This window comes from Enterobacter cloacae complex sp. P47BA, from assembly GCF_014930485.1.
Taxonomy (GTDB): domain Bacteria; phylum Pseudomonadota; class Gammaproteobacteria; order Enterobacterales; family Enterobacteriaceae; genus Enterobacter; species Enterobacter bugandensis.
In genome coordinates this window covers 86,859-111,653 of record NZ_JADBRF010000001.1, presented here as the reverse complement: position 1 = coordinate 111,653, position 24,795 = coordinate 86,859, and the positions used below count along the sequence as shown (strand labels likewise).

Genomic DNA, 24,795 nt, shown 5'->3' with positions numbered 1-24,795 from the left:
TTCACCTCTCCTCCTGCAGGCGAATCATCGCCTCGCGCGACCACGACGCCGTGACGGCCTGCCCCGGCGCAATGCCGCTTAGCGGCGAGAAATCACTGAGATTGGCCTGGCTCACCAGCAGTTTGGCACCGTCGGCGAGCCTGAGCTCAAGGCGCGTAGCAGCCCCCTGATACTGAACGGCCTGGACGACGCCCTGCACCTGAACCTCACCCCCCTCATTCAGGCGGATATGTTCCGGACGCAGGGAATAGCTGCCCTCCATGCCGCAGACTTTATGCGCAAGGCCTGCATCGAAGACGTTCGAGGTGCCGACAAAACCGGCGACAAACGGCGTGCGCGGGCGCATGTAGAGATCGCGCGGGGTATCGACCTGCTCGATGCGCCCGTTATTGAACACCGCCACCCGGTCCGACATGGAGAGGGCTTCACCCTGATCGTGGGTGACGAAAATAAAGGTGATGCCGAGTTCCTGCTGAAGTTTCTTCAGCTCGAACTGCATCTGTTCCCGCAGCTTGAGATCGAGCGCGCCTAACGGCTCGTCGAGCAGCAGGACGCGCGGTTCATTCACCAGCGCCCGCGCGATGGCCACACGCTGGCGCTGGCCTCCGGAAAGCTGCGAAGGCTTGCGGGCGACGGCAAAGCTTAAGCCCACTTTTTCCAGCGCGTCGCGAGCCTGCGCGTGGCGTTTTTTCTTGTCGACGCCTTTCACCATCAGCCCGTAGGCGACGTTATCGAGGATCGACATATGCGGGAACAGCGCGTAATCCTGGAATACGGTGTTCACGTCCCGCTCCCACGGCGGCAGCGCGCTCGCCTCTTTGCCAAAGATAGATATCGTGCCGCCTGACAGCTGCTCAAAGCCGGCAATCAGACGCAGGCAGGTGGTTTTGCCGGAGCCCGAAGGCCCCAGCATGGAGAAGAATTCTCCGTCACGAACGGCAATGGTGACCCCATCCACCGCCCGCACGTCACCGTACAGACGGGAAACGTCATTAAACTCTACCGCGTACGTCATGTTCTGCTCCCGGATGATTAACGGCCACCCATGATGGCGATGTAATCCTGAGTCCAGCGGCTGTAAGGCACATATTTTCCGCCTTCTGCGATGGGGGTTTTCCAGAACATGATTTTGTCAAAATAGTTATAACCGTTGGTTTCACAGCCCTTGTCACCCAGCAGCGTGCTGGCCTTACAGCCTTCAGGCACGACGGGCAGCGAGCCAAACCATGCCGCCAGATCGCCCTGCACTTTCGGCGTGAGCGACCAGTTCATCCACTTGTAGGCGCACATCGGGTGTTTTGCCTGCGCATGCAGCATGGTGGTATCCGCCCAGCCGGTCACCCCCTCTTTCGGGAAGACGGTGGCAACGGGCTGGTTCTCGCCCTTCAGGGCATTCGCCTGATACGGCCAGGCGCTGGAGGCCACGACGCCTTCATTTTTGAAGTCGCTCATCTGGACGGTGGTGTCATGCCAGTAGCGGTGGATCAGGGCATGCTGGTCGCGAAGTACCTTGAGCACGGCGGCATACTGTTCTTCAGTGAGCTGATACGGGTCGCTAATACCCAGCTGCGGCTGAGTGGCTTTGACGAACAGCGCCGCATCGGCGATATAAATCGGGCCGTCGTATGCCTGCACGCGTCCCTGATTGGTTTTGCCGTCCGGCAGATCCTGCTTCGTAAAGACCACGCTCCAGCTGTCCGGCGGCGTCGGGAAGGTTTTGGTGTTGTACATCAACAGATTGGGCCCCCACTGATACGGCGTGCCGTAGACCTTGCCGCCCACGTTAAACCACTCGCCCTTCACGATGCGCGGGTCAAGGGTTTTCCAGTTGGGGATCAGTTCCGGGTTAATCGGCTGAACGCGTTTTCCCATAATCAGGCGGAGCGAGGCATCACCTGACGCGGTGACAAGGTCGTAACCTCCCTTCGCCATCAGGCTGACCATTTCATCGGACGTGGCCGCCGTTTTAACGTTGACCGCGCAGCCGGTCTCTTTTTCAAACTGGGTAACCCAGTCATAATTTTTATCCGTCTGTCCGCGTTCGATGTACCCCGGCCAGGCGATAATATCCAGTCGGCCTTCCCCGTCGCCAATGGCCTTTGGTGGTTCTGCGGCTTGCACGGTCATGATAGTCATGCCGAGCGCGCACAGGCTGCTGCGGGCAAATTTTTTGCTCATAAGAGTTACTCCTGTCGCAATGAAATTTAGCGGCAGCCGTGCCGTAAAAATATCTCCCTTATTAAACGTAGACCGCGCAAATGCGCCGCACCGTTCGGCTTAAGGAAATTTCATCAAGGTGTGACCGAGGACGCATTCCCCGTTAACTGGATTATAGACAAGGAGTTAGCCGCGAAAGCCGGTATGCAGATTTCATATGATACGGCACCGCAAAATATTTGCCGTGCCGTCGTCAGGATAAGAAATGATTATTTAAATAAAGGGGAAAAGTTATTCCATCATTGTGCTAATTAATTTACCTAACTGAATGACCGCCTGCTCTTCCCGCTCGCCCCACGCCCAGGACGTATTAAACCGGAAGAACGGCGTCCACGCGTCAGAGGTGGAAAACATCTTTCCCGGCGCAATGCTGATGTGGTGCGTTAAGGCCTTTTCGCTCAGCAGCCCCGCGTCCAGCCGCGCAGGTAGCTCCAGCCATAAAAAGTAGCCGCTGTCGTTGTGGTGGATTTTGACGCCGGCGGGCATATGGCGCAGAAGTGACTGCCAGGCCTGTTGTTTTCGCTCGGCGAGGGTTCGTCGCAGGCGGCGCAGATGGGCGTCGTAGCGTTTTGTCGCCAGGTAGTCCACCAGCGCCAGCTGCATGGGGGAACTGGTTGAAAGCGTGCTCATCAGCTGCAGCTGCTGAATGCGGCGCGCGTGTTTTCCTGCCGCCACCCAGCCGATGCGAAACCCCGCCACCAGGCATTTTGAAAAGGAAGAGCAGTGAAGCGTCATATCTACCCGATCCCAGGCTTTGGCCGGAAGCGGTTTTTCGCGACCAAAATAGAGCTCGCTGTAGACATCGTCCTCGATCAAAGTGACGTTGTGCTTCGTCAGGAGCGAGACCAGACGCGCTTTTTTTTCCGCACTCAGCGTGAAGCCAAGCGGGTTTTGGCCGTTGGTCATGAGCCAGCAGGCTTTTACGGGGTAGTCGTTCAGCGCCTGCTCCAGCGCATTCAGATCGATCCCCTCCCGGACGTCTGTGGCGACCGACAGCGCTTTTAGCTTCAGACGCTCCAGCGCCTGCAGCGCGCCGTAAAAACACGGGTTTTCAACAATCACCCAGTCTCCTGGCTCCGACACCGCCTGCAAACTCAGGTTGAGGGCCTCAAGGGCGCCTGCGGTAATGACGATCTCGTCCGGCGAGATGTTCATCCCCTGCTGCGCATAACGGCGCGCAATGGCGTGACGGAGTTCAGCGTTACCGGGCGGCAGGTTCTCAATCACACTCATTGCGGTAGCGGTTTTACTGACGTTTGCCAGCGAGCGGTTGAGCTGCTGAAGCGGGAAAAGCCGGGGGTCGGGAAACGCGGAGGCGAAAGGAACAACGGACGGATCGCGGCTGGCCTGTAAGACCTCGAAGATATAGGTGTTGATATCTACCGCTTCATCACGCATTACCTGGGCAGGCGGCGCAGGCTGTTGTGCGGTCGGGCGCGAGGCAACGTAATAGCCCGACTGCGGCCTGGCGACAATGCGCCCCTGACTTTCCAGCATCTGATACGCGTGGCCAACGGTCATAAAGCTCATGCCGCTGCTTGCCACCTGCTCTCGCAGGGAAGGCAGCTTATCGCCCGGCAGCCAAACGCCAAGCTCAATCTGCGAGATAATTTGTTGCGCCAGACGCTGGTATTTTTTCATCAGATTCTCCTTATTGCCGACAGTGTATATCAGCAGGAGAAAAAGAGAAGATTTTGCTAATCTGTTATAGTTTAAGTAAAAATTACTTACGGTACTCGGTAACGTGGCTTTGCGCCTGACGCGCAGCGGCCAGGTGATCGAGCGTGATCATTGACGATTTGCAAAAGATGCATTTCGCACCGAGCGGGTTTTTCTCAGATACATCAAAGACTGAGGTACGGTACTGCGAGCCATGACAGCATGGGCAGCGGAAATGGATATAAGAAGTCATAGGATTCTCCTGTGAACGTAAAAACGTAAATTACTCATGAGCCGATCAGGCAATAATGGTTTTAAACAAAACTAATCGGAATGTAGATAAAGACCCAAGAGAGGCTGCGGAGAGGCACAACGTGATGAGAACTGCTTTATGAAACTACGTCAGATATTTTTTTGGACTCAAAACCAGAAGACCATTAACGCACGGCGATGACGACAAAGCAAGCGGTTTAATGCCTAAAATTCATAAAAATAGTGTTTTTATTCAGAAACGCTTAATACGGCACAAAATATTAGCGGGACCAATATCTAGAAAAACATTTATAAATCAATGAAATATAAATATTTTGCATGGCATTTTTTGTCTAATCACCATAACACATTGGGAGTATTAACATTCATTCGGTATACGAACTGTGAAAGAAAAAAGGAGTTTAAGATGGCCATTCCAGCATACCTGTGGCTAAAAGACGACGGTGGAGTAGATATCAAAGGCGCTGTCGATGTACAAGATCGTGAGGACAGTATCGAGGTGTTGGGATTTAGTCATGGTCTGCATCTACCAACAGATAACATGACGGGGAAAATTACTGGTACTCGTATTCATTCAGCTCTCGTTTTTGAGAAAGAATTCGACAGATCAAGTCCCTATCTCTACAAAGCCGTTGCAAAAGGTCAGACGCTGAAAGGGGCTGAATTTAAATGGTATAAGATCAACGATTCCGGGCAGGAAGTTGAATACTTCAATATGCAGCTAGAAAATGTCAAAGTCGTCTCTATATGTCCACTCATGCATGACATTAAAAACCCGGCAACGGAGAAGCATAACCATCTGGAAAGTATCGCCCTGCGTTACGAAAAAATAACCTGGAAACACTGTGACGGTAATATTATTTTTTCTGACGAGTGGAAAGACAGATGATTCGGTGCACTTTTCATTTGAACGGCTATCAGCTTTCCACTTTGAGTTGCCCCGGCTTAGGCTTTTTCCCCGCATATTCTGGAAATTCCGGGCATAACAGAAATAATCCTAATGCCGTTGCGACTCCTGAGGTGGGCCCCTTACCCCCAGGACTCTATTATATCGTGACACGTCCACGAGGCGGTTTTGGTACTCACTGGCATGACGCAATTAAAGGGTTAGAAAGCGGATCAAACCGTGACTTTTGGTTTGCTCTTTACCGCCACGATACTCACATTGACGACAGAACTTTTATCAATAACGTTGAGCGTGGTTCTTTCCGGTTACACCCGGCGGGACAATCTGGGATTAGCAATGGATGTATTACGTTGCCAAATCACTCCCATTACAGAATTCTGATGCATGGTCTACTGGCATCCGGCACGTTTAAAGTTACTGCTGGGTTAGATGCACTTGGAACAATACAGGTATATTGATGAATGCAAAAAAGCATACCCTGACCTGGGTTGTTGAAACATTGATGCTGTTTGTTATTTACTCACTTGTATGTTACTTCATGCCTGATGTATTACTTTATCATCTCTTCACCAGACATTTTGGCTTTATGACTGAACTTGAATGGAGTGAAAGCTATACACTGTTGCTTTTCATCTTCTCATTTTTGCTCAATGCCATGTTGATTTACCTCTGGGCATTACGAAAATGAACCTCCCTTGGGCAGAAATATTGCCGCCCAGCAATATAAAGCAAAGGCAGGCAAGAAAACTGTTATAGATAAATAACCCAGGTCTGTCTCTGCAACCCAGCGCTGGCGCGGCTTAGAATGGCATCGACATAATTACATCGCGGAGTTTTGCATGTTTGGTTTAGATGCTTTTCACCTTGCGCGGATACAGTTTGCCTTTACCGTATCCTTTCACATTATTTTCCCGGCCATCACCATCGGCCTGGCCAGCTACCTGGCCGTGCTCGAAGGGCTGTGGCTGAAAACAAAAAATCCGGTCTGGCGCTCGCTGTACCATTTCTGGTCGAAGATTTTTGCCGTCAACTTTGGCATGGGCGTGGTCTCCGGGCTGGTGATGGCCTACCAGTTTGGCACCAACTGGAGCGGCTTTTCGCAATTTGCGGGCAGCATTACCGGCCCGCTGCTGACCTATGAAGTGCTTACCGCCTTCTTCCTCGAAGCCGGGTTCCTCGGCGTGATGCTGTTCGGCTGGAATAAAGTGGGGCCAGGGCTGCACTTCTTCTCCACCTGCATGGTGGCGCTGGGCACCATTATCTCAACCTTCTGGATCCTCTCCTCGAACAGCTGGATGCAGACCCCGCAAGGCTACGAAATCGTCAACGGACAGGTGGTACCGGTGGACTGGTTCGCCGTGGTATTTAACCCCTCCTTCCCCTACCGCCTGCTGCATATGTCGATTGCGGCATTCCTGAGTAGCGCCCTGTTTGTCGGTGCATCCGCAGCATGGCATCTGCTGCGCAGGAATAATACCCCTGCCATTCGGGCGATGTTTTCGATGGCGCTGTGGATGACGCTGATTGTTGCACCCATCCAGGCCCTGGTTGGCGATATGCACGGGTTAAACACCTTAAAGCATCAGCCCGCCAAGATTGCCGCTATTGAAGGCCATTGGGAAAACCCGCCGGGCGAGCCTACCCCGCTGCTGCTGTTTGGCTGGCCGGACATGGAGCAGGAGCGTACCCGCTTTGGACTAGCGATCCCGGCGCTGGGTAGCCTCATCCTGACGCACAGCCTGGATAAACAGGTCCCTGCGCTAAAAGAGTTTCCAAAGGAAGACCGTCCTAATTCCACCATCGTCTTCTGGTCGTTCCGCATTATGGCGGGTTTAGGGATGCTGATGCTGCTGCTTGGGGTAGTGGCGCTTTGGCTGCGTTATAAAAAGCGGGTTTATTCTTCGCGTCCGTTCCTGTGGTTTGCGCTGCTGATGGGGCCATCCGGGCTGATTGCCATTCTGGCCGGATGGGTTACCACCGAAGTCGGCCGCCAGCCGTGGGTGGTCTACGGACTCCAGCGAACAAAGGATGCGGTTTCAGCCCATGGTGACCTGCATATGAGCGTGAGCCTGCTGGCCTTCTTCGTCGTCTATACCTCGGTATTCGGCGTGGGCTATAGCTATATGGTGCGCCTCATCCGAAAAGGCCCGCAGCCGCATGAATCGTTCGCCACCGAGTCCGATGGACGCCCGGCGCGCCCGCTTTCTGCCGTCACAGCTGAACATAAGGAGCAGCCATAATGGGTATCGATCTTTCCATTATCTGGTTTGTCATCATCGTCTTTGCCACGCTGATGTATATCGTCATGGACGGGTTTGATCTGGGAATCGGTATTCTGTTCCCGGCAACACAAAACGCCGACGATCGCGACGTGATGGTCAACAGCGTCGCACCGGTCTGGGACGGCAATGAGACCTGGTTGGTGCTCGGCGGTGCCGCCCTGTTCGGTGCATTCCCACTGGCCTATGCGGTGATTGTTGATGCTCTGACCATTCCGCTGACGTTAATGCTGATCGGACTTATATTCCGCGGCGTGGCGTTTGAATTTCGCTTTAAAGCCACTCCGGCCCACCGTCCTTTCTGGGATAAGGCGTTTATTGGCGGTTCCGTTCTGGCGACCTTTACCCAGGGCGTGACGGTAGGTGCCGTCATTAACGGCTTTAGCGTCACTGGCAGAACGTATACCGGCGGACCGTTTGACTGGTTTACCGCGTTTAACCTGTTCTGCGGCGCGGGTCTGGTGGTGGCCTACGCGCTGTTAGGCTCAACCTGGCTGGTGATGAAAAGCGAAAATACGCTGCAGCAGCGGATGCGTGAGGTGTCGAAAACGCTGTTAATCGTGCTGCTGGCGTTTATCGCAGCGATCAGCCTCTGGACGCCGCTGGCGCACCCGGCCATCGCGGCGCGCTGGTTTACGCTGCCGAATCTGTTTTATCTGCTGCCAGTCCCTGCCCTGGTCGTCATGTTTAGCTTCTACCAGTGGCGCTGCCTGAGTAATCCTGACAGCCATGCTCGACCGTTTATTCTGACGCTGGGGCTAATATTTCTCGGTTTTAGCGGGCTTGGGATCAGCATCTGGCCGCATATCATACCGCCGTCGATCACCCTGTGGCAGGCCGCCGCGCCGACGCAAAGCCAGGGCTTTATGCTGGTGGGCGCGCTGTTGATCATTCCCGTTATTCTGGTCTACACCTTCTGGAGCTACTACGTATTTCGCGGCAAAGTTCAGCCTGGGGAGGGTTATCACTGATGCAACAACCTGTCTGGAAAAGATTGCTGTGGCTGGCCATTATCTGGGGCGGCAGCGTACTTGCGCTGGCAGCAGTCAGCATGCTCTTTCGCATGCTGATGACGGCTGCCGGGTTTAAATCGCATTAAACTTCATTCCGGGCAGCCCTGCGCTGCCCGGCACCACCCCGCACTTTCAGATAAACCCCATTAACGCACCGCAGAGTATCGTTACACTGGTAAAAGATTCACAGAATTTATTATTTGAGAAGAAAAATGAAAAAGCTCATCGCGTTAAGTGTTATCAGCCTTGTCCTCAGCGGCTGCGTTAATCCGGGCAAAGCATCCGTTCAGCCGGATCAGCTGAAGAGCCACCGTTTTGTTCTGGAAAACGTGGACGGCAAATCAGTGAAGGGCATGACAACGCAGCCTGAGATCGCTTTTAACGCGCTTCCCGACATTAGCCTCATTGATAACATTAGCGTTTCGGGCCAGATGTGTAACCGCTTCAACGGGCAGGGGAAGCTGTCCGAAGGTGAGCTGAAAGTGAAAACGCTGGCGATGACACGCAAACTTTGTACCGAACCACAGCTTAACGAGCTGGATCAGGCCATCGGCGACATGCTGCGCAAAGGGGCGCAGGTCGACCTGACTGAAGACCAGCTGACGCTGGCGACGGCCGATAAGACGCTGATGTTTAAGCGAGCAGAATAATCAGTAGCTACCGCAGCTTCCAACGGCAAGCGACTGTTCACTGCAGCGTTTGCCGTTTGGCAAGGCGCACATCCCAATAGCCGAACCATCAAGCTGGCGGGCAACAGACAGCGAGCCGCCAATCATGGCGCAGTTGGCCTGGCCTGAACTGGACATTGCCGCTTTCATTCCCGGCGCCACGTGGGCCGCCGTGGCCTGCTGCACAGGTTCACTGCTACATGCCGACAACAACAACGCGGCACACCCTACCCAAAATGCTGAACGCATGCTCTCTTCCCCGTAATTAGTGCGAAACCTAAGCATAATAGGCATCACATCTCGTGTCGTCGAGAGCGGAAGTGCGTATTTATGCTCCGCTGAAACAATTTCTCGCAATTTTTTCGCCCTAAGTTTGATCTAACCATTGATGGTGGGAATACCGAGGACACAAAAGCGAAAATCGTAAAACCCCCTATTTGCTAGACTACACAGATAATATTCAGGGTTTGTCGCCTTATGACAGCCCCCTATTTTTTGCGCAATGTAAGGGTGTCGTCCTATGCAAACTATTGACGGTAATGGTGCAGTTGCCTCAGTCGCGTTTCGCACCAGTGAAGTTATCGCCATCTATCCGATCACGCCAAGTTCAACTATGGCCGAGCAGGCGGATGCCTGGGCGGGAAACGGGTTAAAAAACGTCTGGGGCGATGTCCCGAGAGTGGTTGAAATGCAGTCTGAAGCGGGTGCGATTGCTACGGTCCACGGTGCGCTGCAGACTGGCGCGCTTTCCACCTCGTTCACCTCCTCTCAGGGATTGCTGTTGATGATCCCAACGCTGTACAAACTCGCGGGTCAACTGACCCCCTTCGTCCTGCACGTCGCGGCGCGTACGGTGGCCACCCACGCACTCTCAATTTTTGGCGATCACTCGGACGTGATGGCCGTGCGCCAGACCGGGTGCGCGATGCTGTGCGCCAGCAGCGTTCAGGAAGCGCAGGACTTTGCCTTAATTTCGCATATCGCCACGCTTAAAAGTCGCGTTCCGTTTATTCACTTCTTTGATGGTTTCCGTACCTCTCACGAAATCAACAAAATCGTCCCGCTGGCGGACGAGACTATCCTGGATCTGCTGCCGCAGGCGGAAATTGACGCGCATCGCGCCCGCGCCCTGAACCCGGAACATCCGGTAATTCGCGGGACATCGGCAAACCCGGATACTTATTTCCAGTCACGCGAAGCCACAAACCCGTGGTACAACGCGGTTTATGACCACGTCGAGCAGGCAATGAATGACTTTGCCGCCGCAACCGGACGGGAGTACAAACCGTTCGAATACTACGGCCATCCGCTGGCCGAGCGCGTGATTGTGCTGATGGGATCTGCTATCGGCACCTGTGAAGAGGTGGTCGACGAGCTGCTGACCCGCGGCGAAAAGGTCGGCGTGCTTAAAGTGCGTCTTTACCGCCCGTTCTCGGCTAAACATCTGCTCTCTGCCCTGCCAGAAAGCGCGCGTACCGTGGCGGTGCTCGATCGAACCAAAGAGCCGGGCGCACACGCGGAACCGCTGTATCTTGACGTGATGACCGCCCTAGCTGAAGCCTTTAATAACGGCGAACGTGAAACGCTACCGCGCGTTATCGGCGGTCGCTATGGCCTGTCTTCCAAAGAGTTTGGCCCGGACTGCGTGCTGGCCGTGTTTAACGAGCTAAGGGAAGCAAAACCCAAGCCGCGTTTCACGGTCGGCATTTATGATGACGTAACGAATCTTTCCCTGCCTTTACCGGAAAATACCCTGCCTGCAACAGCCAAACTTGAAGCGCTGTTCTACGGCCTGGGCAGCGACGGCAGCGTCTCGGCCACCAAAAACAACATCAAGATCATCGGCAATTCAACCCCGTGGTACGCGCAGGGTTACTTCGTCTACGACTCCAAGAAAGCCGGCGGTCTGACCGTTTCTCACCTGCGCGTCAGCGAGCAGCCCATCCGCTCGGCCTACCTGATTTCTCAGGCCGACTTTGTAGGCTGCCATCAACTGCAGTTTATCGACAAGTACCAGATGGCTGAGCGCCTGAAGCCCGGCGGTATTTTCCTCCTCAATACGCCATACAATGCGGATGAGGTCTGGGCGCGCCTGCCGCAGGAAGTACAGACGGTGCTGAATCAGAAAAAAGCCCGATTCTATGTGGTTAACGCGGCGAAAATTGCCCGCGAATGTGGCCTGGCCGCGCGTATTAATACCGTCATGCAAATGGCCTTCTTCCATCTGACCAATATCCTGCAGGGTGACAGCGCGCTGGTGGAACTTCAGGGCGCCATCGCCAAAAGCTACAGCAGCAAGGGGCAGGAGCTGGTAGAGCGAAACTGGCAGGCGCTGGCGCTGGCGCGCGAGTCGCTGTTCGAGGTGCCGCTGCAGCCGGTCAATGACGCCAGCCCGAATCGCCCTCCGGTGGTCTCGGATTCCGCACCTGATTTCGTGAAGACCGTCACGGCCGCCATGCTGGCCGGGCTGGGTGACGCCCTGCCCGTCTCTGCGCTGCCGCCGGACGGAACCTGGCCGATGGGCACCACCCGCTGGGAAAAACGCAACATCGCCGAAGCGATCCCCATCTGGAAAGAAGAACTCTGTACCCAGTGTAACCACTGCGTCGCGGCCTGCCCGCACTCGGCCATTCGCGCCAAAGTGGTGTCACCGGAAGCAATGGAAGATGCCCCGGCCAGCCTGCACTCTCTGGATGTAAAATCCCGCGACATGCGCGGCCAGAAATACGTTCTGCAGGTCGCACCGGAAGACTGCACCGGGTGTAACCTGTGCGTTGAGGTCTGCCCGGCAAAAGATCGCCAGAACCCGGACATCAAAGCCATCAATATGATGTCGCGCCTTGAACACGTTGAAGAAGAAAAAGTGAATTATGACTTCTTCCTGAACCTGCCGGAAATCGATCGCAGCAAGCTGGAACGCATTGATATTCGTACCTCGCAGCTGATCACGCCGCTGTTCGAGTACTCCGGCGCCTGCTCCGGCTGCGGTGAAACGCCGTATATTAAGCTGCTTACACAGTTGTACGGTGACAGGATGCTGATTGCCAACGCCACCGGCTGTTCGTCTATTTATGGCGGTAACCTGCCCTCCACGCCGTACACCACCGATGCGAATGGGCGCGGTCCGGCATGGGCAAACTCCCTGTTCGAGGATAATGCCGAGTTTGGCCTGGGCTTCCGACTCACCGTTGACCAGCACCGCGCGCGTGTGATGCGCCTGCTTGAACAATTTGCCGATAAGATCCCGGCTGAACTTAACGCGGCGCTACACGCAGAAGCCACGCCAGAGGTTCGTCGCGAGCAGGTAGCTGCACTTCGCAGCGCACTCAAGGGAATTGACGGCGCTGAACAGCTTCTGACCGACGCTGACGCCCTGGTCGAAAAATCGATCTGGCTGATTGGCGGTGACGGCTGGGCTTACGACATCGGCTTTGGCGGGCTGGATCATGTGTTAAGCCTGACCGAAAACGTCAACATTCTGGTTCTGGATACGCAGTGTTATTCCAATACCGGTGGGCAGGCATCGAAAGCCACGCCGCTGGGCGCCGTCACGAAATTTGGTGAACACGGTAAACGCAAGGCACGTAAGGATCTCGGCGTGAGCATGATGATGTACGGCCACGTTTACGTCGCGCAAATCTCGCTGGGGGCGCAGCTTAACCAGACGGTGAAAGCCATTCAGGAGGCTGAAGCGTATCCGGGGCCGTCGCTGATCATCGCCTACAGCCCGTGCGAAGAGCATGGCTACGACCTGGCCCTCAGCCACGATCAGATGCGTCAGCTGACGGCCACCGGATTCTGGCCGCTCTACCGGTTCGATCCGCGCCGTGCGGACGAGGGCAAATTACCGCTGGCGCTGGATTCACGTCCGCCGTCAGATGCCCTGGCAGAGACGCTGATGCAGGAACAGCGCTTCCGCCGTCTGAATGCGCAACAGCCTGAGGTGGCAGAACAGCTCTGGAAAGACGCCGCCGAAGATCTGCAAAAACGGTATGACTTCCTGGCACAAATGGCGGGTAAAGCCGAAAAATCAATCAGCGACTAACTCCACTGCCCGGCTTGTCCGGGCATTTTTTTGGCATAAAAAAACCCGGTGTTTTCACACCGGGCAGATCCAGATAATTTATGAATCTCTCTTTAGTTTCCCAAATGACATTCACAATAATTATGGATAAATAATCTTAAAGGCATATAACGCCGCAGAGATTACCTGATTTAATCACCAATTAATAATTTTTATTTAATATGAATCATTTTCAATCATTCACCACAACAATGATCATTTCCGCGGATTTATTCTTTTGAGATTTTACTCAATTAGTAACAATTATATTTTATTACTCTTTCGCAGGAGTGATTTAGCATGGGACAACTTTCGGTTTCAGAAAGTTCAACAGGTAATCAAATAAAAACAACTGCAAAGGAATATCACGATGCAAAGAAAAGTACTGGCTCTGATGATTCCAGCTCTGTTAATGGCTGGCGCCGCGCATGCGGCAGAAATTTATAATAAAGACGGCAACAAATTAGATCTGTACGGAAAAGTAGATGGTCTGCACTATTTCTCCGACGATGCCTCTAAAGACGGCGATCAAACCTACATGCGTCTGGGTTTCAAAGGTGAAACGCAGATTAACGACATGATGACCGGCTACGCGCAGTGGGAATATAACATTCAGGCGAATAACACCGAAGGGTCTGATAATCAGTCCTGGACGCGTCTGGCCTTCGCGGGTGTCAAAGTGGGTGACTACGGTTCCTTCGATTATGGTCGTAACTATGGCGTGCTGTACGACGTGGAAGGCTGGACCGATATGCTGCCTGAGTTCGGCGGCGACTCTTACACCTATGCGGATAACTTTATGACCGGCCGCGCCAATGGCGTGGCAACCTACCGCAACACTGACTTCTATGGTCTGGTGCAGGGTCTGAACTTCGCGCTGCAGTATCAGGGCAACAATGAAGATGCCAGCAACAATCAGGAAGGCACCAACAACGGCCGCGACATGCGTTATGAGAATGGCGACGGCTTCGGTATTTCAACCACCTATGATTTCGGCATGGGGTTCAGTGCCGGTGCCGCCTACGCCTCATCTGACCGTACAAATGACCAGGTAAGCGCAGGTACTGGCGCTGCGTCTCAATATGCGGGGGGTGATAAAGCGGATGCCTGGACTGCTGGCCTCAAATATGACGCAAATAATATCTACCTGGCGGCGATGTATTCGGAAACCCGTAATATGACGCCGTACGGTTCAGGTGATAGCAAATCAGGCGGCGGTATTGCCAACAAAACTCAGAACTTCGAAGTGACCGCACAGTACCAGTTCGATTTCGGTCTGCGTCCGGCCATTTCTTATCTGCAGTCTAAAGGGAAAGACCTGGGCAACGGTCAGGGCGATCAGGACCTGGTTAAATATGCGGACGTAGGCGCGACCTACTATTTCAACAAGAACATGTCCACCTACGTTGATTATAAAATCAACCTGCTGGATGAAGATGACAGCTTCTACAAAAACAACGGTATCAGCACCGACGATGTCGTTGCATTAGGCCTGGTTTACCAGTTCTGATGGTCAGAGCCCGCAGCGTCATGCGGGCTCTCCTTTTTTTGATGTTTGTCTCACAACAGCGCTTTATCGCGATATTGTTGAGGATAAGTTGAAAGAAAGCGGGTTAGACTGCGCCGATATCCCCCTCTTCATTAAGGATACCTGCGTTGTTTGGTCGTATATCCGTTACCATTCTGACACTTTTAGCATGCTTGTGGATGGCGTTAATCTTTGATTTTCGAGATATTGTCGGGCATCTCGGCACGCTGCTAAACCATCTGGATCACCATTAACAGTGAATCCCAGAAAAAAGCCACCAGCAGTGCCGGTGGCGGTCATACGCATTTCGAGCGTTATTTTTTCACGGGTTGAGGTTTTTTATCCCCTGATTCCGGGGCCTCACGCGGATCGTCTTTTTCAACACAGAGCATAATTTCTCCTGTTTTAGAAACCCACTTCCCACTATAGCCAGGCTGATAAAAAAAAGGCCAGGCGGTAATTAATCTTGATTGGTCTCTTTTTTGCGAAACGAGAGATAGCCAAAAACGCCGCTTTCGCCGTCGCTCGGATGGTTTACGCCATCCATCACCGTCACTTCTGGGAAATCAAACGGCGACACATTTTTAAAACAGGCCACATTGACGCCGTATTCATTTGGGTTAGAGCGACGCTGATGGAACGTGTAAATCCCGCAGACCGAGCAGAAGAAATGGCGCGCCGTCCCCGTGTTGAACCGGTACTCCGTCAGCTTATCCTCACCTCTGGTCACGGTGATACCCGACAGCGGTGCAGAGACCACAACCGCGCCCCGCATACGGCAAAAAGAGCAGCTGCAGCGCCGCGCGGTATTCAAGCCGTCAGTCAGTTCGACGGTAAAAGCCACCGCACCACAGTGGCACTGTGCATGACGAATGTCAGCCATTGGCTATACCCCTTTTCTTACCAGTTCGGCAGCTTTGAGAAAAACCTCATCTTCTACACCATCGCCTTTCTGCCTGCCCAGCCTGACAAGTTCGTTGACAATGCTGTCACGATCGATCGTTTTTTGCGATGAAACCAGCCCTATAACGGCGGCCCCAATCGCCAGCCCCACTAATCCTGTTTGTTCGTCTTTGTTCTTCATACTCATGCTCCTGATACAACAAACAAGCGTAGCAGGATTTTTCAGACCGTTTTCAGGCGTTTTACTATTTCGCCTGGATCGCTGTTATTCCGACACGCTGGCCATATGAGAGCTCTAAGGTATTACCGTCAGGATCGGCAAAAAATACATAATAACCGACGGGGTCACCCAGATCTTCCGGCGCTTTCCTTAACACCCCTTCTTTAGCGGCCATCGCAGTTTTTCTGTCAATTTCTTCGCGCGTGGCGCAGGCAATCCCAAGGTGGCCAAAATGCCCCAGCGGCGTATCGGTCACGGTGTCCGCCTGCACCAGAACCAGCGCAAAAGGACGCGTATGGTCAGTTAGCCACGCCACTTTACGGGCAGTTGGAAGATCGGGCTCACGCGAATGGATGACGTCCATCCCGGCATATCGGCGATAGAAAGCAAGGCTCTTCTCCAGATCCCTGACCATAAACGCAACATGAGTGAATCCTACATCAATGTCTTTCATTTTAAGATGTTACTCCTGTATCAACATGTCGTAGTCATCTTAAAAGCTCAAGTTAACTTTAGGTCAACGGTGAATTTGTGCGATCCTGATGATGTTCAAAAAAGAATAAAGGGACAGAAATGATAAAGCGCCGCCGTGGCTGAAATATTCACGACGATGCTCAGCAAAAACCAGGTTATGAAGGGTTGCTTCTGCGTTTTATGGCGAAAGAGCTGTTGGCCCAATATGGCGCCTGGCCACCCTCCCACAGTACCAAACGTCAGTAAAGTGACTTCCGGTATCCTGCGCATCGCTTTTCGTGCCGCCGTTTTGTCGACACCATAAATCGCTATCGTCAGCATATTAATCAGCAGAAACCACCTGGCAAAAGGATACGAGGAAAAAAAGCTGCCGATCGCAGCGAAGATCAGCAGAACAAAACAAAAGCGATTCAATGTCATAGGGTCAGTCACGGAATATGTAAGCGTATGTCGGGAAAGCATTATACGCTATCTTACGCATGTATCCGGTCAGGTGCTATCAGCCCGCTTTTGCATGTGGGCCTCAAAATGAATGACCTCTTCGACGAACCGAATTGCATTTTGTGAAGCTGCGCATACGCTCCATCATGAGCAAGCAGTACCTTATGGCTTCCGCGTTCAACGATAACGCCAGTTTGTTTTGGTCCCCCCTCCCGGATGGCGAACAGAAAGCCGACTACGCTTTATTAGCTATTGCGCAGAGTGTAAAACGTGCTGGCATTCGCCGCCGGAATCCGTACCATACGCGGCATACTTTTGCCTGCTGGCTATTATCTGCCGGCGCTAACCCGTCTTTCGCCGCTACTGGCTTCGAAGGTAGTAATAAATGCAAGAAAATCAACAAAATACAAAGAAAGAGCAATACAACCTGAATAAACTGCAAAAGCGCCTGCGCCGTAACGTGGGCGAGGCCATTGCGGACTTCAACATGATTGAAGAAGGCGACCGCATCATGGTTTGCCTGTCAGGGGGTAAAGACAGCTACACCATGCTGGAGATCCTGCGTAATCTTCAGCAAAGCGCGCCGGTGAATTTTTCCCTGGTGGCGGTCAACCTTGACCAGAAACAGCCGGGTTTCCCGGAGCACATTCTGCCTGAATATCTGGAGCAGCTGGGCGTTGAGTACAAAATCGTCGAAGAAAACACCTACGGCATCGTGAAAGAGAAGATCCCGGAAGGGAAAACCACCTGCTCGCTTTGCTCCCGTCTGCGCCGCGGCATTCTCTATCGTACCGCAACGGAACTGGGCGCGACCAAAATTGCGCTGGGCCATCACCGCGACGATATCCTGCAAACGCTGTTCCTTAACATGTTCTACGGCGGCAAGATGAAAGGCATGCCGCCTAAGCTGATGAGCGATGACGGCAAACATATTGTGATCCGCCCTCTTGCCTACTGCCGGGAAAAAGACATTGAGCGTTTTTCTCAGGCGAAAGGGTTCCCGATCATTCCATGCAATCTGTGCGGCTCACAGCCGAACCTGCAGCGTCAGGTGATTGGCGACATGCTGCGCGACTGGGACAAACGTTATCCGGGCCGTATTGAGACCATGTTCAGCGCGATGCAGAACGTGGTTCCTTCCCACCTCGCTGACGTAGAGCTGTTCGACTTCAAAGGTATCAACCACGGCTCGGAGGTGGTGAATGGTGGCGATTTGGCGTTTGACCGGGAAGAGATCCCAATGCAGCCTGCGGGCTGGCAGCCGGAAGACGAGGACAATCAGTTCGAAGAGTTGCGTCTGAACGTGCTTGAAGTGAAATAAGCGATGGGCGTCTCAGAAAGACCTTCTGAGACGCTTTATGCCTTATTTCAGCAGATGTACGCGGCAGGTTTTGCCTTTAATCTTGCCGTTTTGCAGCTGCTTCCACGCCTTATGCGCAACCGCCTGGCGAACCGCCACGTACACGTGTGCCGGATGAACCGCAATTTTCCCGATATCCGCCCCTTCCAGCCCCACATCTCCGGTCAGTGCGCCCAGCACATCCCCCGGTCGCATCTTGGCCTTTTTGCCGCCATCAATGCACAGCGTCGCCATTTCGGCCTCCAGCGGCACGAGCCTGACGTTCCCCGGCGCGTTCACCCAGTTCAGCTTGATCTGCAACATTTCTGAGAGAATATTGGCGCGCTGCGCCTCTTCCGGCGCGCAGAAGCTGATGGCCAGCCCGCTGTTTCCGGCGCGAGCAGTGCGACCAATACGGTGGACGTGCACTTCGGGATCCCATGCCAGCTCATAGTTCACCACCAGTTCAAGGGATTTGATATCCAGGCCGCGTGCGGCCACGTCGGTCGCCACCAGCACGCGCGCGCTGCCGTTAGCAAAGCGCACCAGCGTCCGATCGCGATCGCGCTGTTCAAGGTCGCCGTGCAGCGACAGCGCGCTCTGCCCCGCCGCATTCAGGGCATCACAAACCGCCTGGCAGTCTTTTTTGGTATTACAGAACACCACGCATGACGCAGGCTGGTGCTGGCTCAGCAGTTTCTGCAGGAGCGGGATTTTTCCCTGCTGCGAGGTTTCAAAGAACTGCTGTTCGATGGCCGGCAGAGCATCGACGCTGTCGATCTCAATGGTGAGCGGATTATTCTGCACGCGACCGCTGATCGCGGCGATGGCTTCAGGCCAGGTCGCAGAGAACAGCAGCGTCTGACGATCGGCCGGCGCGAAGCGGATCACTTCATCAATGGCATCGCTGAAGCCCATATCCAGCATCCTGTCCGCCTCGTCCATCACCAGCGTGCTTAAGGCATCGAGCGAAACGGTGCCTTTTTGCAGGTGATCAAGCAGGCGACCGGGCGTCGCGACAATAATGTGCGGCGCGTGCTGGAGCGAATCGCGCTGTGCGCCAAACGGCTGCCCACCGCAGAGGGTTAAGATCTTGGTATTGGGCAGGAAACGCGCCAGGCGACGCAGTTCACCCGCGACCTGGTCTGCCAGCTCGCGGGTCGGGCACAGGACCAGTGACTGGGTCTGAAACAGCGACGCGTCAATATGCTGCAGCAGACCAAGACCGAAAGCGGCCGTTTTCCCACTGCCCGTTTTCGCCTGCACACGCACATCCCGGCCTTCAAGGATAGCGGGCAGCGCGGCCGCCTGAACAGGCGTCATCGTGAGGTATCCCAACTCGTTGAGGTTGTCGAGTTGGGCGGCAGGCAGAACATTCAGGGTAGAAAAAGCGGTCACAATAATCTCTCGTGGTCATCTTTACGGTCAGATGGCGCGTATCCTCGCAGATCTCGGGGTTCGATGCGACAATTTAATCGGTTCTTCGTCCGGCGGCGGGTCTGGCATCGGCTGCGGACGCGGAATGGGATCGGGCATCGGCACGGGATCGGTGGGGACAGGATCGGACTGACGCGCGTGTTGCAGTAGCAGAGCGAGTAAAATGCTCATCTTTCCCTCCAGGATTTGCTGTCGTCCCTTTTAGGGTAGACGCTGAGAAACAGGAGGCAAAAAAAAGCCGACTATAAAGTCGGCGTCGTACGAATCAATTGTGCTATGCAGTAATTCAAAAAAGGAAGTAAGACAATATGGAGCGCAACGCCCATCGCTTGACGTTGCATTCACCTGCGGGAGTAATATTGCACCTTACGGGGGTGATGTTTATTGACTTCGCTCAATTAAAAGAGCGTTTTAATCCTCGAAAAAGGTGAAAAAATCGTAAATTTACAGCCATTTACTACGATGCAACCACCATGCAACACCACCAATCAAAACAACTAACATGACGCAAAACGCGGTAAAGCCGTACCGATATTCGCCGCCGGGTATACCGCCCAGATTGACGCCAAAAAGCCCTGTCAGAAATGTGCTGGGTAAAAAGACCATCGCCATCAGGGACATCGTGTAGGTTCTTCTCGCCAGCGACTCCTGCATCACCTGCGCGATTTCATCCGCCATCACCGCCGTTCGGGCGATACAGGAATCAATTTCATCCAGCCCGCGGCCCAGCCTGTCAGCAATGTCCTGCATCCGGCGGCGCTGATCGTCATTCATCCAGTTGAGTCTTTCACTGGCCAGACGGGCATACACATCCCGTTGTGGCGTCATATACCGACGCATCACGATCAGCTGCTTGCGCAATAGCGCCAGAAAGCCGCGCGGCGGGATCTGCTGATCGAGCAGATTATCTTCCAGGTCGATGATTTTATCGTGCAGCTCTTCAATAAATTCGCTCGCATGATCGGTCAGGGCGTCACAGACGTCCACCAGCCAGCTGCCGCAGTCAACCGGTCCGGTCCCCTCTTTGAGGTCGTTCACAATGTCATCCAGCGCCAGAACCTTACGCTGACGTGTGGAAACAATCAGCCCATCGTCCATATAGACGCGCATTGCAACCAGCTGATCGGGACGTTCATCCGTGCTGCCGTTTATACAGCGCAGGGTGATAAGCGTCCCGTCACCCATCCTGCTTACGCGAGGCCGCAGGCTTTCCCCCGCAAGCGCATCACGTACGTTGTTAGGCAGCAGCGGAGTCGAGGCCAGCCAGTCAGCGCTGTCCGGGTGGGTATAGTTCAGATGTAGCCAGCAGGGATGCTCTTTATCAATGACATCATCATCTTCCAGCGGTCGGGCACCGCCGCGACCGTCCAGCACCCACGCAAAAACTGCGTCAGGAACGTTAAGTTCGGATCCTTTAATGCTCTCCACAGCGCCTCCCCTGTTTGGCTCTTTCGATGTCAGTCTAGCTTCCATCAGGGGTTAAGCAACAACTATGTTTCGCATCGCCCTGAAATCGCTCAGGAATTGTACACGCTATATTTTGAGAATAAAAAAGCCTGGCATGCCAGGCTTCGGGAAGCTGTCAATGAGAGTGCTCGGGGCGCGGATGAAACGAGACAGGGCTGGCTACTGGTGACAGGGGGTGCCCCTGGTCCAGCCTGAAATTTCGGGTCCGCGTCTGCAGTTCGATCACCTGATTACGCAGCACATCAGAGGAACCGTTGAGCTCCTCCGCCATCGCTACGTTGCTTTGCGTGACCCGCTCCAGTTCGGACAGCGCCAGCGTGATCTGGGAAATGCCCTTCTCCTGCTCTGCGGTTGAGGTAGAAATTTCGTCCATTAACCGGCTGACGTTGCCGGAGCCGGTCACGATGTCACGCATATTCTTCTCCGCTTCCGACACAACGCTGGCACCCTGGGTGACATTACTGCTGGTAACGTCAATCAGCGTTTTGATGTTTTTCGCCGCCTCAGCGCTGCGGTGAGCCAGGTTTCGGACTTCCTCTGCGACCACGGAGAACCCTTTCCCGTGATCGCCCGCCCGCGCGGCCTCGACGGCCGCGTTAAGCGCCAGAATATTCGTCTGGAATGCAATCCCGTCGATCAGCGAGATAATTTCCGTCATCTGCTGCGCGCACTCGGTAATGGATTGCATATTGCTGGCAACCTGTTCCATCAGATCTCCGCCCTTGCGCGCCTGCAACGTCGCGGCATTCGCCTGCTCGCTCGCCAGCCGGGTATTATCGGCATTGTTTCGGGTACTTGCCGCCATCTGCTCCATGCTTGCCGCAGTTTGCACCAGAGACGCAGACTGCTGCTCTGTTTTCACCGAGAGCTGGGCACTGCGGGAAGAGAGCTGATCCGACAAGGCCATGGCGTTTTGTGATGATGCCCTGATCTCACGCACCAGCGTAGCGATGTTGCTGGAAAGAGTATTAATCCCGGGAATCAATCGCCCCGCGCAGTTATTGCCAAACTCGGGGATAGAGACGCCTAAGTTGCCTGCGGTCACTTCTTCAATACTTTTTTTCACAGTATTGATCGGCGTCACAAGAAACTTCGTCATATAACTCCAGAGCAAAAATAATCCAACGAAATTGACCAGATTAATCGAAACGAAAAGAGGAAGATTGCTGGAAAATAGAGCAACGATACCTGCATTCACTAAAAACAGGCACAGCAGGAACCAGGCAATGAAGGTCCTGACACTAATATTTCTTAGCATGATTTTACCCACAACTTATATTTTGGTCGGCATTTAGATTTATAGCATTCACTTTTACGTTTGTCCTCACATAATACGCTGACTTCTCGTTTCGCCGTTACCCACCCTGTATTTAATTTAAGTCAGATAAAAAATGGGTTTTAGTAGAAATGTCATGCCCCATATGCTGTATTGCTGGTCCAAAGCCCCCTGAAGCGATACCATTATCTGCGGTACAACGGTCCATATGCACACATATTTAAGACGCTTTGCTACAATCTATCGGCTATGTTTAGCCGTACTTAATGCATTAACATAAAGAATATATTTTATATTTCGGGTAAGTTTGACCTTTTATATCAGTGGCTATTTTCCACGATAAATAACTAATATGGTTTGAATGCGCATGTTCGTTGCCAGATAAAGACGTGCCGGCCGGCAAAATCGGTAACCCTCTCAGGCGTGGGATTGCATAATGCTCAATATATCGTGGGACCCTGTGTTGATCGCTGTCTCTTATCTGGTGGCGTTTATCGCCTCCTTTGTGGCCCTGGACAGCGCCGGGAAAATTCCCCTTTCCAGCCGTAAAGCGGCTCTGTTCTGGCGCATTGCCGGCGGGATCACGCTGGGCATCGGGATCTGGTCAATGCACTTCATCGGTATGCTGTCGATGCAAATGCCGATGATGATGAGCTATGACCTATGGCTAACCCTTGCGTCTCTCGGCGTGGCGATCGTTGCCTCCACGATAGCAATAAATATTGCCGTTACGGGCAAACACCTCTCTCCCTTTCGGCTGTTCTTCGCCACGGTTATCCTCAGCGCTGGCGTGGTCGCTATGCACTATATCGGCATGGCCGCGTTGATGCTGGAAGGAAGCATCCTCTGGGATCGGCGCATTGTGGGTGTGTCCGTGATGATTGCCGTGGTCGCCTCCGGCGTGGCGCTGTGGCTGGCTTTTCGCCTTAGAGATAAGCACAAAGGGGTCTTTGTTACTCGCATTCTCGCCGCGTTAGTCATGGGTGCCGCCATTTGCGCGATGCACTATACGGGCATGAGCGCCGCGCATTTCCATGAGATGGCGCATACGCTCCCCGGCGGGGTCAGCGAGCTGGGGTTATCCATCTGGGTTTCCGTCACCACGCTCTCCCTGCTCGGCATGATGTTAATTATTTCGCTTATCGATTCGCACTGGCGGACCAGCCGGCTGACGGATAATTTGCGTCAACTCAACCGTCAGCTTGAGCTACAGGTTCGCTTTGACGCTCTCACCGGCCTCGCAAACCGCCAGCAGATGGATATCCGAATGCAGGATTGTATGCACAGCGCCTTGTTGAGTAACAAACAATTTGGCGTGGTTTTTCTGAATGTCGATCGCTTCAGACGCGTGAATGATACCTGGGGTCACAGCGTCGGTGATGAGTTATTAATTACCATTGCCCAGCGCATCACCTCCCTACTTACCCGTGAGATGACGCTGGCCAGGCTGGGTGGGGATGCCTTTATCCTGCTGGTTCCCGAATGCGACGAAGAAAAGCTCACTACCCTGCTCACGACGCTGCTCGCGGATATGCGCCGTCCGCTATCCCTTTGCGGACATACGCTGAGTACCACCCTCAGCGCGGGTGTAAGCCTTTATCCTCAGGATGGCGAAACGCTGCATGAACTGAAGTTTAAGGCGGATGCCGCTTTACACCACGTTAAGCAAGAAGGTCGTAACGGCTGGGCGTTTTACCGCCCTGAGATGTCAACGGCGGTTCCGGCGCAGCCGGGTTTTCTGCAGGAACTTTATCAGGCGCTGGAAAGCGATCGGTTTGAACTGTGGTATCAGCCAACCTGGCATGCTAAAGATAAGACGATCCACGGTTTTGAGGCTCTTCTGCGCTGGCGGCATCCGGAGCAAGGCGTTTTGCTGCCAGGTATGTTTTTACCCACTCTGGAACAAACGGGTTTGATTATTCCGGTTGGCAACTGGGCTATTGAAGCCGCGTGTCGGCAGCTTCATTTCTGGACTGAACAAGGTTTCAGCCAGTGGACGTTATCGCTCAATTTATCCCCTGTTCAGTTCGAACAGCCGGATATCTTTCACATCGTGTCGTCCATGCTGGATAAATATAATCTGTCGCCCTCAAGGCTGATCCTGGAGGTCACGGAGAGTACCGCGCTAAAAAATCTCGACCGCAGCATCGAGTTGCTTAACGCCTTTAATCACGCTGGAATCACCGTCTCTATTGATGATTTTGGCACGGGCTATTCCAACCTGCTGATGCTGAGCGTTCTTCCGGCAAAAGAGCTTAAAATCGACAAGAGCTTTGTGTCCTCTATGCTGGGAAATGAAAAAAGCCGCAAGCTGGTGGAAACCATTATTAATATTGCCCGCACCATGGAGATGACTGTCGTTGCCGAGGGGATTGAAACGGACGAACAGCAGGCAATACTGACCAGCCTCGGCTGTGACTATCTCCAGGGCTACCTTTTCTCCCGCCCCTTGCCCGCTGAACAGGTTCCGTGGCTGCTGCTACAAAAAAACTCAAACAAACAAATTATACCCTTAAGTAAAATTCAAACGGACCCCGAATTTATTTCACAAAAAAATCATGCCTGACGGGATTGAGTAGAGTATGTTTCAAGGGAGTACATGCGGGTCAGTTCTGCCATGATTGCCAGACG

Annotated in this window: 24 protein-coding genes and 2 pseudogenes; 11 read left to right on the top strand and 15 right to left on the bottom strand. The window is 53.6% G+C overall.

Features of this window, described 5'->3' with window-relative positions:
- Position 1: 1 nt before the first annotated feature.
- The 4 genes from IM299_RS00535 to IM299_RS00520 form a co-directional block, all read right to left on the bottom strand.
- Positions 2-1,015 (bottom strand): ABC transporter ATP-binding protein, encoded by a 1,014-nt coding sequence (locus tag IM299_RS00535; RefSeq protein WP_028013306.1) that lies wholly within the window; start codon positions 1,013-1,015, stop codon positions 2-4.
- A gap of 17 nt (positions 1,016-1,032) precedes the next feature.
- Positions 1,033-2,178 carry a putative ABC transporter substrate-binding protein YdcS gene (gene ydcS / locus IM299_RS00530; RefSeq protein WP_041909761.1) on the bottom strand — a complete coding sequence of 382 codons (1,146 nt, stop codon included), beginning with the start codon at positions 2,176-2,178 and terminating at the stop codon, positions 1,033-1,035.
- 270 nt (positions 2,179-2,448) lie between these two features.
- Positions 2,449-3,858 carry a PLP-dependent aminotransferase family protein gene (locus IM299_RS00525; protein ID WP_045630501.1) on the bottom strand — a complete coding sequence of 470 codons (1,410 nt, stop codon included), beginning with the start codon at positions 3,856-3,858 and terminating at the stop codon, positions 2,449-2,451.
- Between the two features lie 82 nt (positions 3,859-3,940).
- Positions 3,941-4,129, bottom strand: a complete 189-nt coding sequence (locus tag IM299_RS00520) for a hypothetical protein (protein WP_028013309.1) — start codon at positions 4,127-4,129, stop codon at positions 3,941-3,943.
- Positions 4,130-4,555: 426 nt separating this feature from the next.
- Between IM299_RS00520 and IM299_RS00515 the strand changes: the two genes are divergently transcribed.
- The 6 genes from IM299_RS00515 (at position 4,556) to hslJ (ending at position 8,998) form a co-directional block, all read left to right on the top strand.
- The gene (locus tag IM299_RS00515; protein ID WP_193356823.1) at positions 4,556-5,038 is read left to right on the top strand and encodes an Hcp family type VI secretion system effector; all 483 of its coding nucleotides are present in this window, start codon (positions 4,556-4,558) and stop codon (positions 5,036-5,038) included.
- Positions 5,035-5,514, top strand: a complete 480-nt coding sequence (locus IM299_RS00510) for a DUF2778 domain-containing protein (RefSeq protein WP_072058755.1) — start codon at positions 5,035-5,037, stop codon at positions 5,512-5,514. Before IM299_RS00515 ends, IM299_RS00510 begins: the two co-directional genes overlap by 4 nt.
- A gap of 381 nt (positions 5,515-5,895) precedes the next feature.
- Positions 5,896-7,296 carry a cytochrome ubiquinol oxidase subunit I gene (locus tag IM299_RS00505; protein WP_048956128.1) on the top strand — a complete coding sequence of 467 codons (1,401 nt, stop codon included), beginning with the start codon at positions 5,896-5,898 and terminating at the stop codon, positions 7,294-7,296.
- Complete coding sequence (gene cydB / locus IM299_RS00500) at positions 7,296-8,306, top strand: cytochrome d ubiquinol oxidase subunit II (protein WP_059357628.1); 1,011 nt, start codon at positions 7,296-7,298, stop codon at positions 8,304-8,306. The genes IM299_RS00505 and cydB overlap by 1 nt, the downstream gene beginning before the upstream one ends.
- Entirely contained in the window at positions 8,306-8,434 is a 129-nt protein-coding gene (locus IM299_RS00495; RefSeq protein ID WP_008501283.1) for a DUF2474 domain-containing protein, read from the top strand. The genes cydB and IM299_RS00495 overlap by 1 nt, the downstream gene beginning before the upstream one ends.
- Before the next feature lie 126 nt (positions 8,435-8,560).
- Complete coding sequence (gene hslJ / locus IM299_RS00490; RefSeq protein ID WP_028013312.1) at positions 8,561-8,998, top strand: heat shock protein HslJ; 438 nt, start codon at positions 8,561-8,563, stop codon at positions 8,996-8,998.
- Here the strand turns inward: hslJ and IM299_RS00485 are convergent, their stop codons facing one another.
- On the bottom strand, positions 8,999-9,265 hold the full coding sequence (locus tag IM299_RS00485; protein ID WP_028013313.1) for a DUF333 domain-containing protein: 267 nt from the start codon (positions 9,263-9,265) through the stop codon (positions 8,999-9,001).
- Between the two features lie 271 nt (positions 9,266-9,536).
- Between IM299_RS00485 and nifJ the strand changes: the two genes are divergently transcribed.
- Together nifJ and ompC are read left to right on the top strand one after the other, a co-directional pair.
- A complete protein-coding gene (nifJ, locus tag IM299_RS00480; RefSeq protein WP_193356822.1) occupies positions 9,537-13,061 on the top strand; it encodes a pyruvate:ferredoxin (flavodoxin) oxidoreductase in 3,525 nt (1,174 codons plus the stop codon).
- 388 nt (positions 13,062-13,449) lie between these two features.
- Complete coding sequence (gene ompC, locus IM299_RS00475) at positions 13,450-14,589, top strand: porin OmpC (protein ID WP_028013315.1); 1,140 nt, start codon at positions 13,450-13,452, stop codon at positions 14,587-14,589.
- A 332-nt stretch (positions 14,590-14,921) separates the two neighbouring features.
- On the opposite strand, the gene IM299_RS22830 is transcribed toward ompC, so the two are convergent.
- From IM299_RS22830 to IM299_RS22825, 6 genes and pseudogenes are all read right to left on the bottom strand, one after another.
- Entirely contained in the window at positions 14,922-14,999 is a 78-nt protein-coding gene (locus tag IM299_RS22830) for a hypothetical protein (RefSeq protein WP_223239581.1), read from the bottom strand.
- Between the two features lie 68 nt (positions 15,000-15,067).
- Positions 15,068-15,490: a GFA family protein gene (locus IM299_RS00470; RefSeq protein WP_041909734.1), complete on the bottom strand. Its 423-nt coding sequence runs from the start codon at positions 15,488-15,490 to the stop codon at positions 15,068-15,070.
- A 3-nt stretch (positions 15,491-15,493) separates the two neighbouring features.
- Positions 15,494-15,691 carry a hypothetical protein gene (locus IM299_RS00465; RefSeq protein WP_028013317.1) on the bottom strand — a complete coding sequence of 66 codons (198 nt, stop codon included), beginning with the start codon at positions 15,689-15,691 and terminating at the stop codon, positions 15,494-15,496.
- A 64-nt stretch (positions 15,692-15,755) separates the two neighbouring features.
- Positions 15,756-16,184 carry a VOC family protein gene (locus IM299_RS00460; RefSeq protein ID WP_028013318.1) on the bottom strand — a complete coding sequence of 143 codons (429 nt, stop codon included), beginning with the start codon at positions 16,182-16,184 and terminating at the stop codon, positions 15,756-15,758.
- A gap of 95 nt (positions 16,185-16,279) precedes the next feature.
- Positions 16,280-16,624 carry a DUF1294 domain-containing protein gene (locus IM299_RS00455; RefSeq protein ID WP_193356821.1) on the bottom strand — a complete coding sequence of 115 codons (345 nt, stop codon included), beginning with the start codon at positions 16,622-16,624 and terminating at the stop codon, positions 16,280-16,282.
- A gap of 128 nt (positions 16,625-16,752) precedes the next feature.
- Positions 16,753-16,842 (bottom strand): annotated as a pseudogene (locus IM299_RS22825) (ABC transporter); the annotation flags it as partial.
- Between the two features lie 63 nt (positions 16,843-16,905).
- On the opposite strand from IM299_RS22825, the pseudogene IM299_RS22820 reads away from it, so the two are divergent.
- Positions 16,906-17,010 (top strand): annotated as a pseudogene (locus IM299_RS22820) (site-specific integrase); the annotation flags it as partial.
- 20 nt (positions 17,011-17,030) lie between these two features.
- Entirely contained in the window at positions 17,031-17,966 is a 936-nt protein-coding gene (gene ttcA, locus IM299_RS00450; protein ID WP_047368660.1) for a tRNA 2-thiocytidine(32) synthetase TtcA, read from the top strand.
- Between the two features lie 42 nt (positions 17,967-18,008).
- On the opposite strand, the gene dbpA is transcribed toward ttcA, so the two are convergent.
- The 4 genes from dbpA to IM299_RS00435 form a co-directional block, all read right to left on the bottom strand.
- Positions 18,009-19,382: an ATP-dependent RNA helicase DbpA gene (gene dbpA, locus IM299_RS00445; RefSeq protein WP_045260637.1), complete on the bottom strand. Its 1,374-nt coding sequence runs from the start codon at positions 19,380-19,382 to the stop codon at positions 18,009-18,011.
- A 27-nt stretch (positions 19,383-19,409) separates the two neighbouring features.
- Positions 19,410-19,574 (bottom strand): hypothetical protein, encoded by a 165-nt coding sequence (locus IM299_RS22815; protein ID WP_305143948.1) that lies wholly within the window; start codon positions 19,572-19,574, stop codon positions 19,410-19,412.
- A gap of 291 nt (positions 19,575-19,865) precedes the next feature.
- Positions 19,866-20,849: a zinc transporter ZntB gene (gene zntB, locus IM299_RS00440; protein ID WP_028013350.1), complete on the bottom strand. Its 984-nt coding sequence runs from the start codon at positions 20,847-20,849 to the stop codon at positions 19,866-19,868.
- Between the two features lie 154 nt (positions 20,850-21,003).
- Positions 21,004-22,146: a methyl-accepting chemotaxis protein gene (locus IM299_RS00435; RefSeq protein ID WP_192971145.1), complete on the bottom strand. Its 1,143-nt coding sequence runs from the start codon at positions 22,144-22,146 to the stop codon at positions 21,004-21,006.
- Between the two features lie 454 nt (positions 22,147-22,600).
- On the opposite strand from IM299_RS00435, the gene IM299_RS00430 reads away from it, so the two are divergent.
- The gene (locus tag IM299_RS00430) at positions 22,601-24,730 is read left to right on the top strand and encodes a bifunctional diguanylate cyclase/phosphodiesterase (RefSeq protein ID WP_193356820.1); all 2,130 of its coding nucleotides are present in this window, start codon (positions 22,601-22,603) and stop codon (positions 24,728-24,730) included.
- The last annotated feature ends 65 nt before the right edge of the window (positions 24,731-24,795 follow it).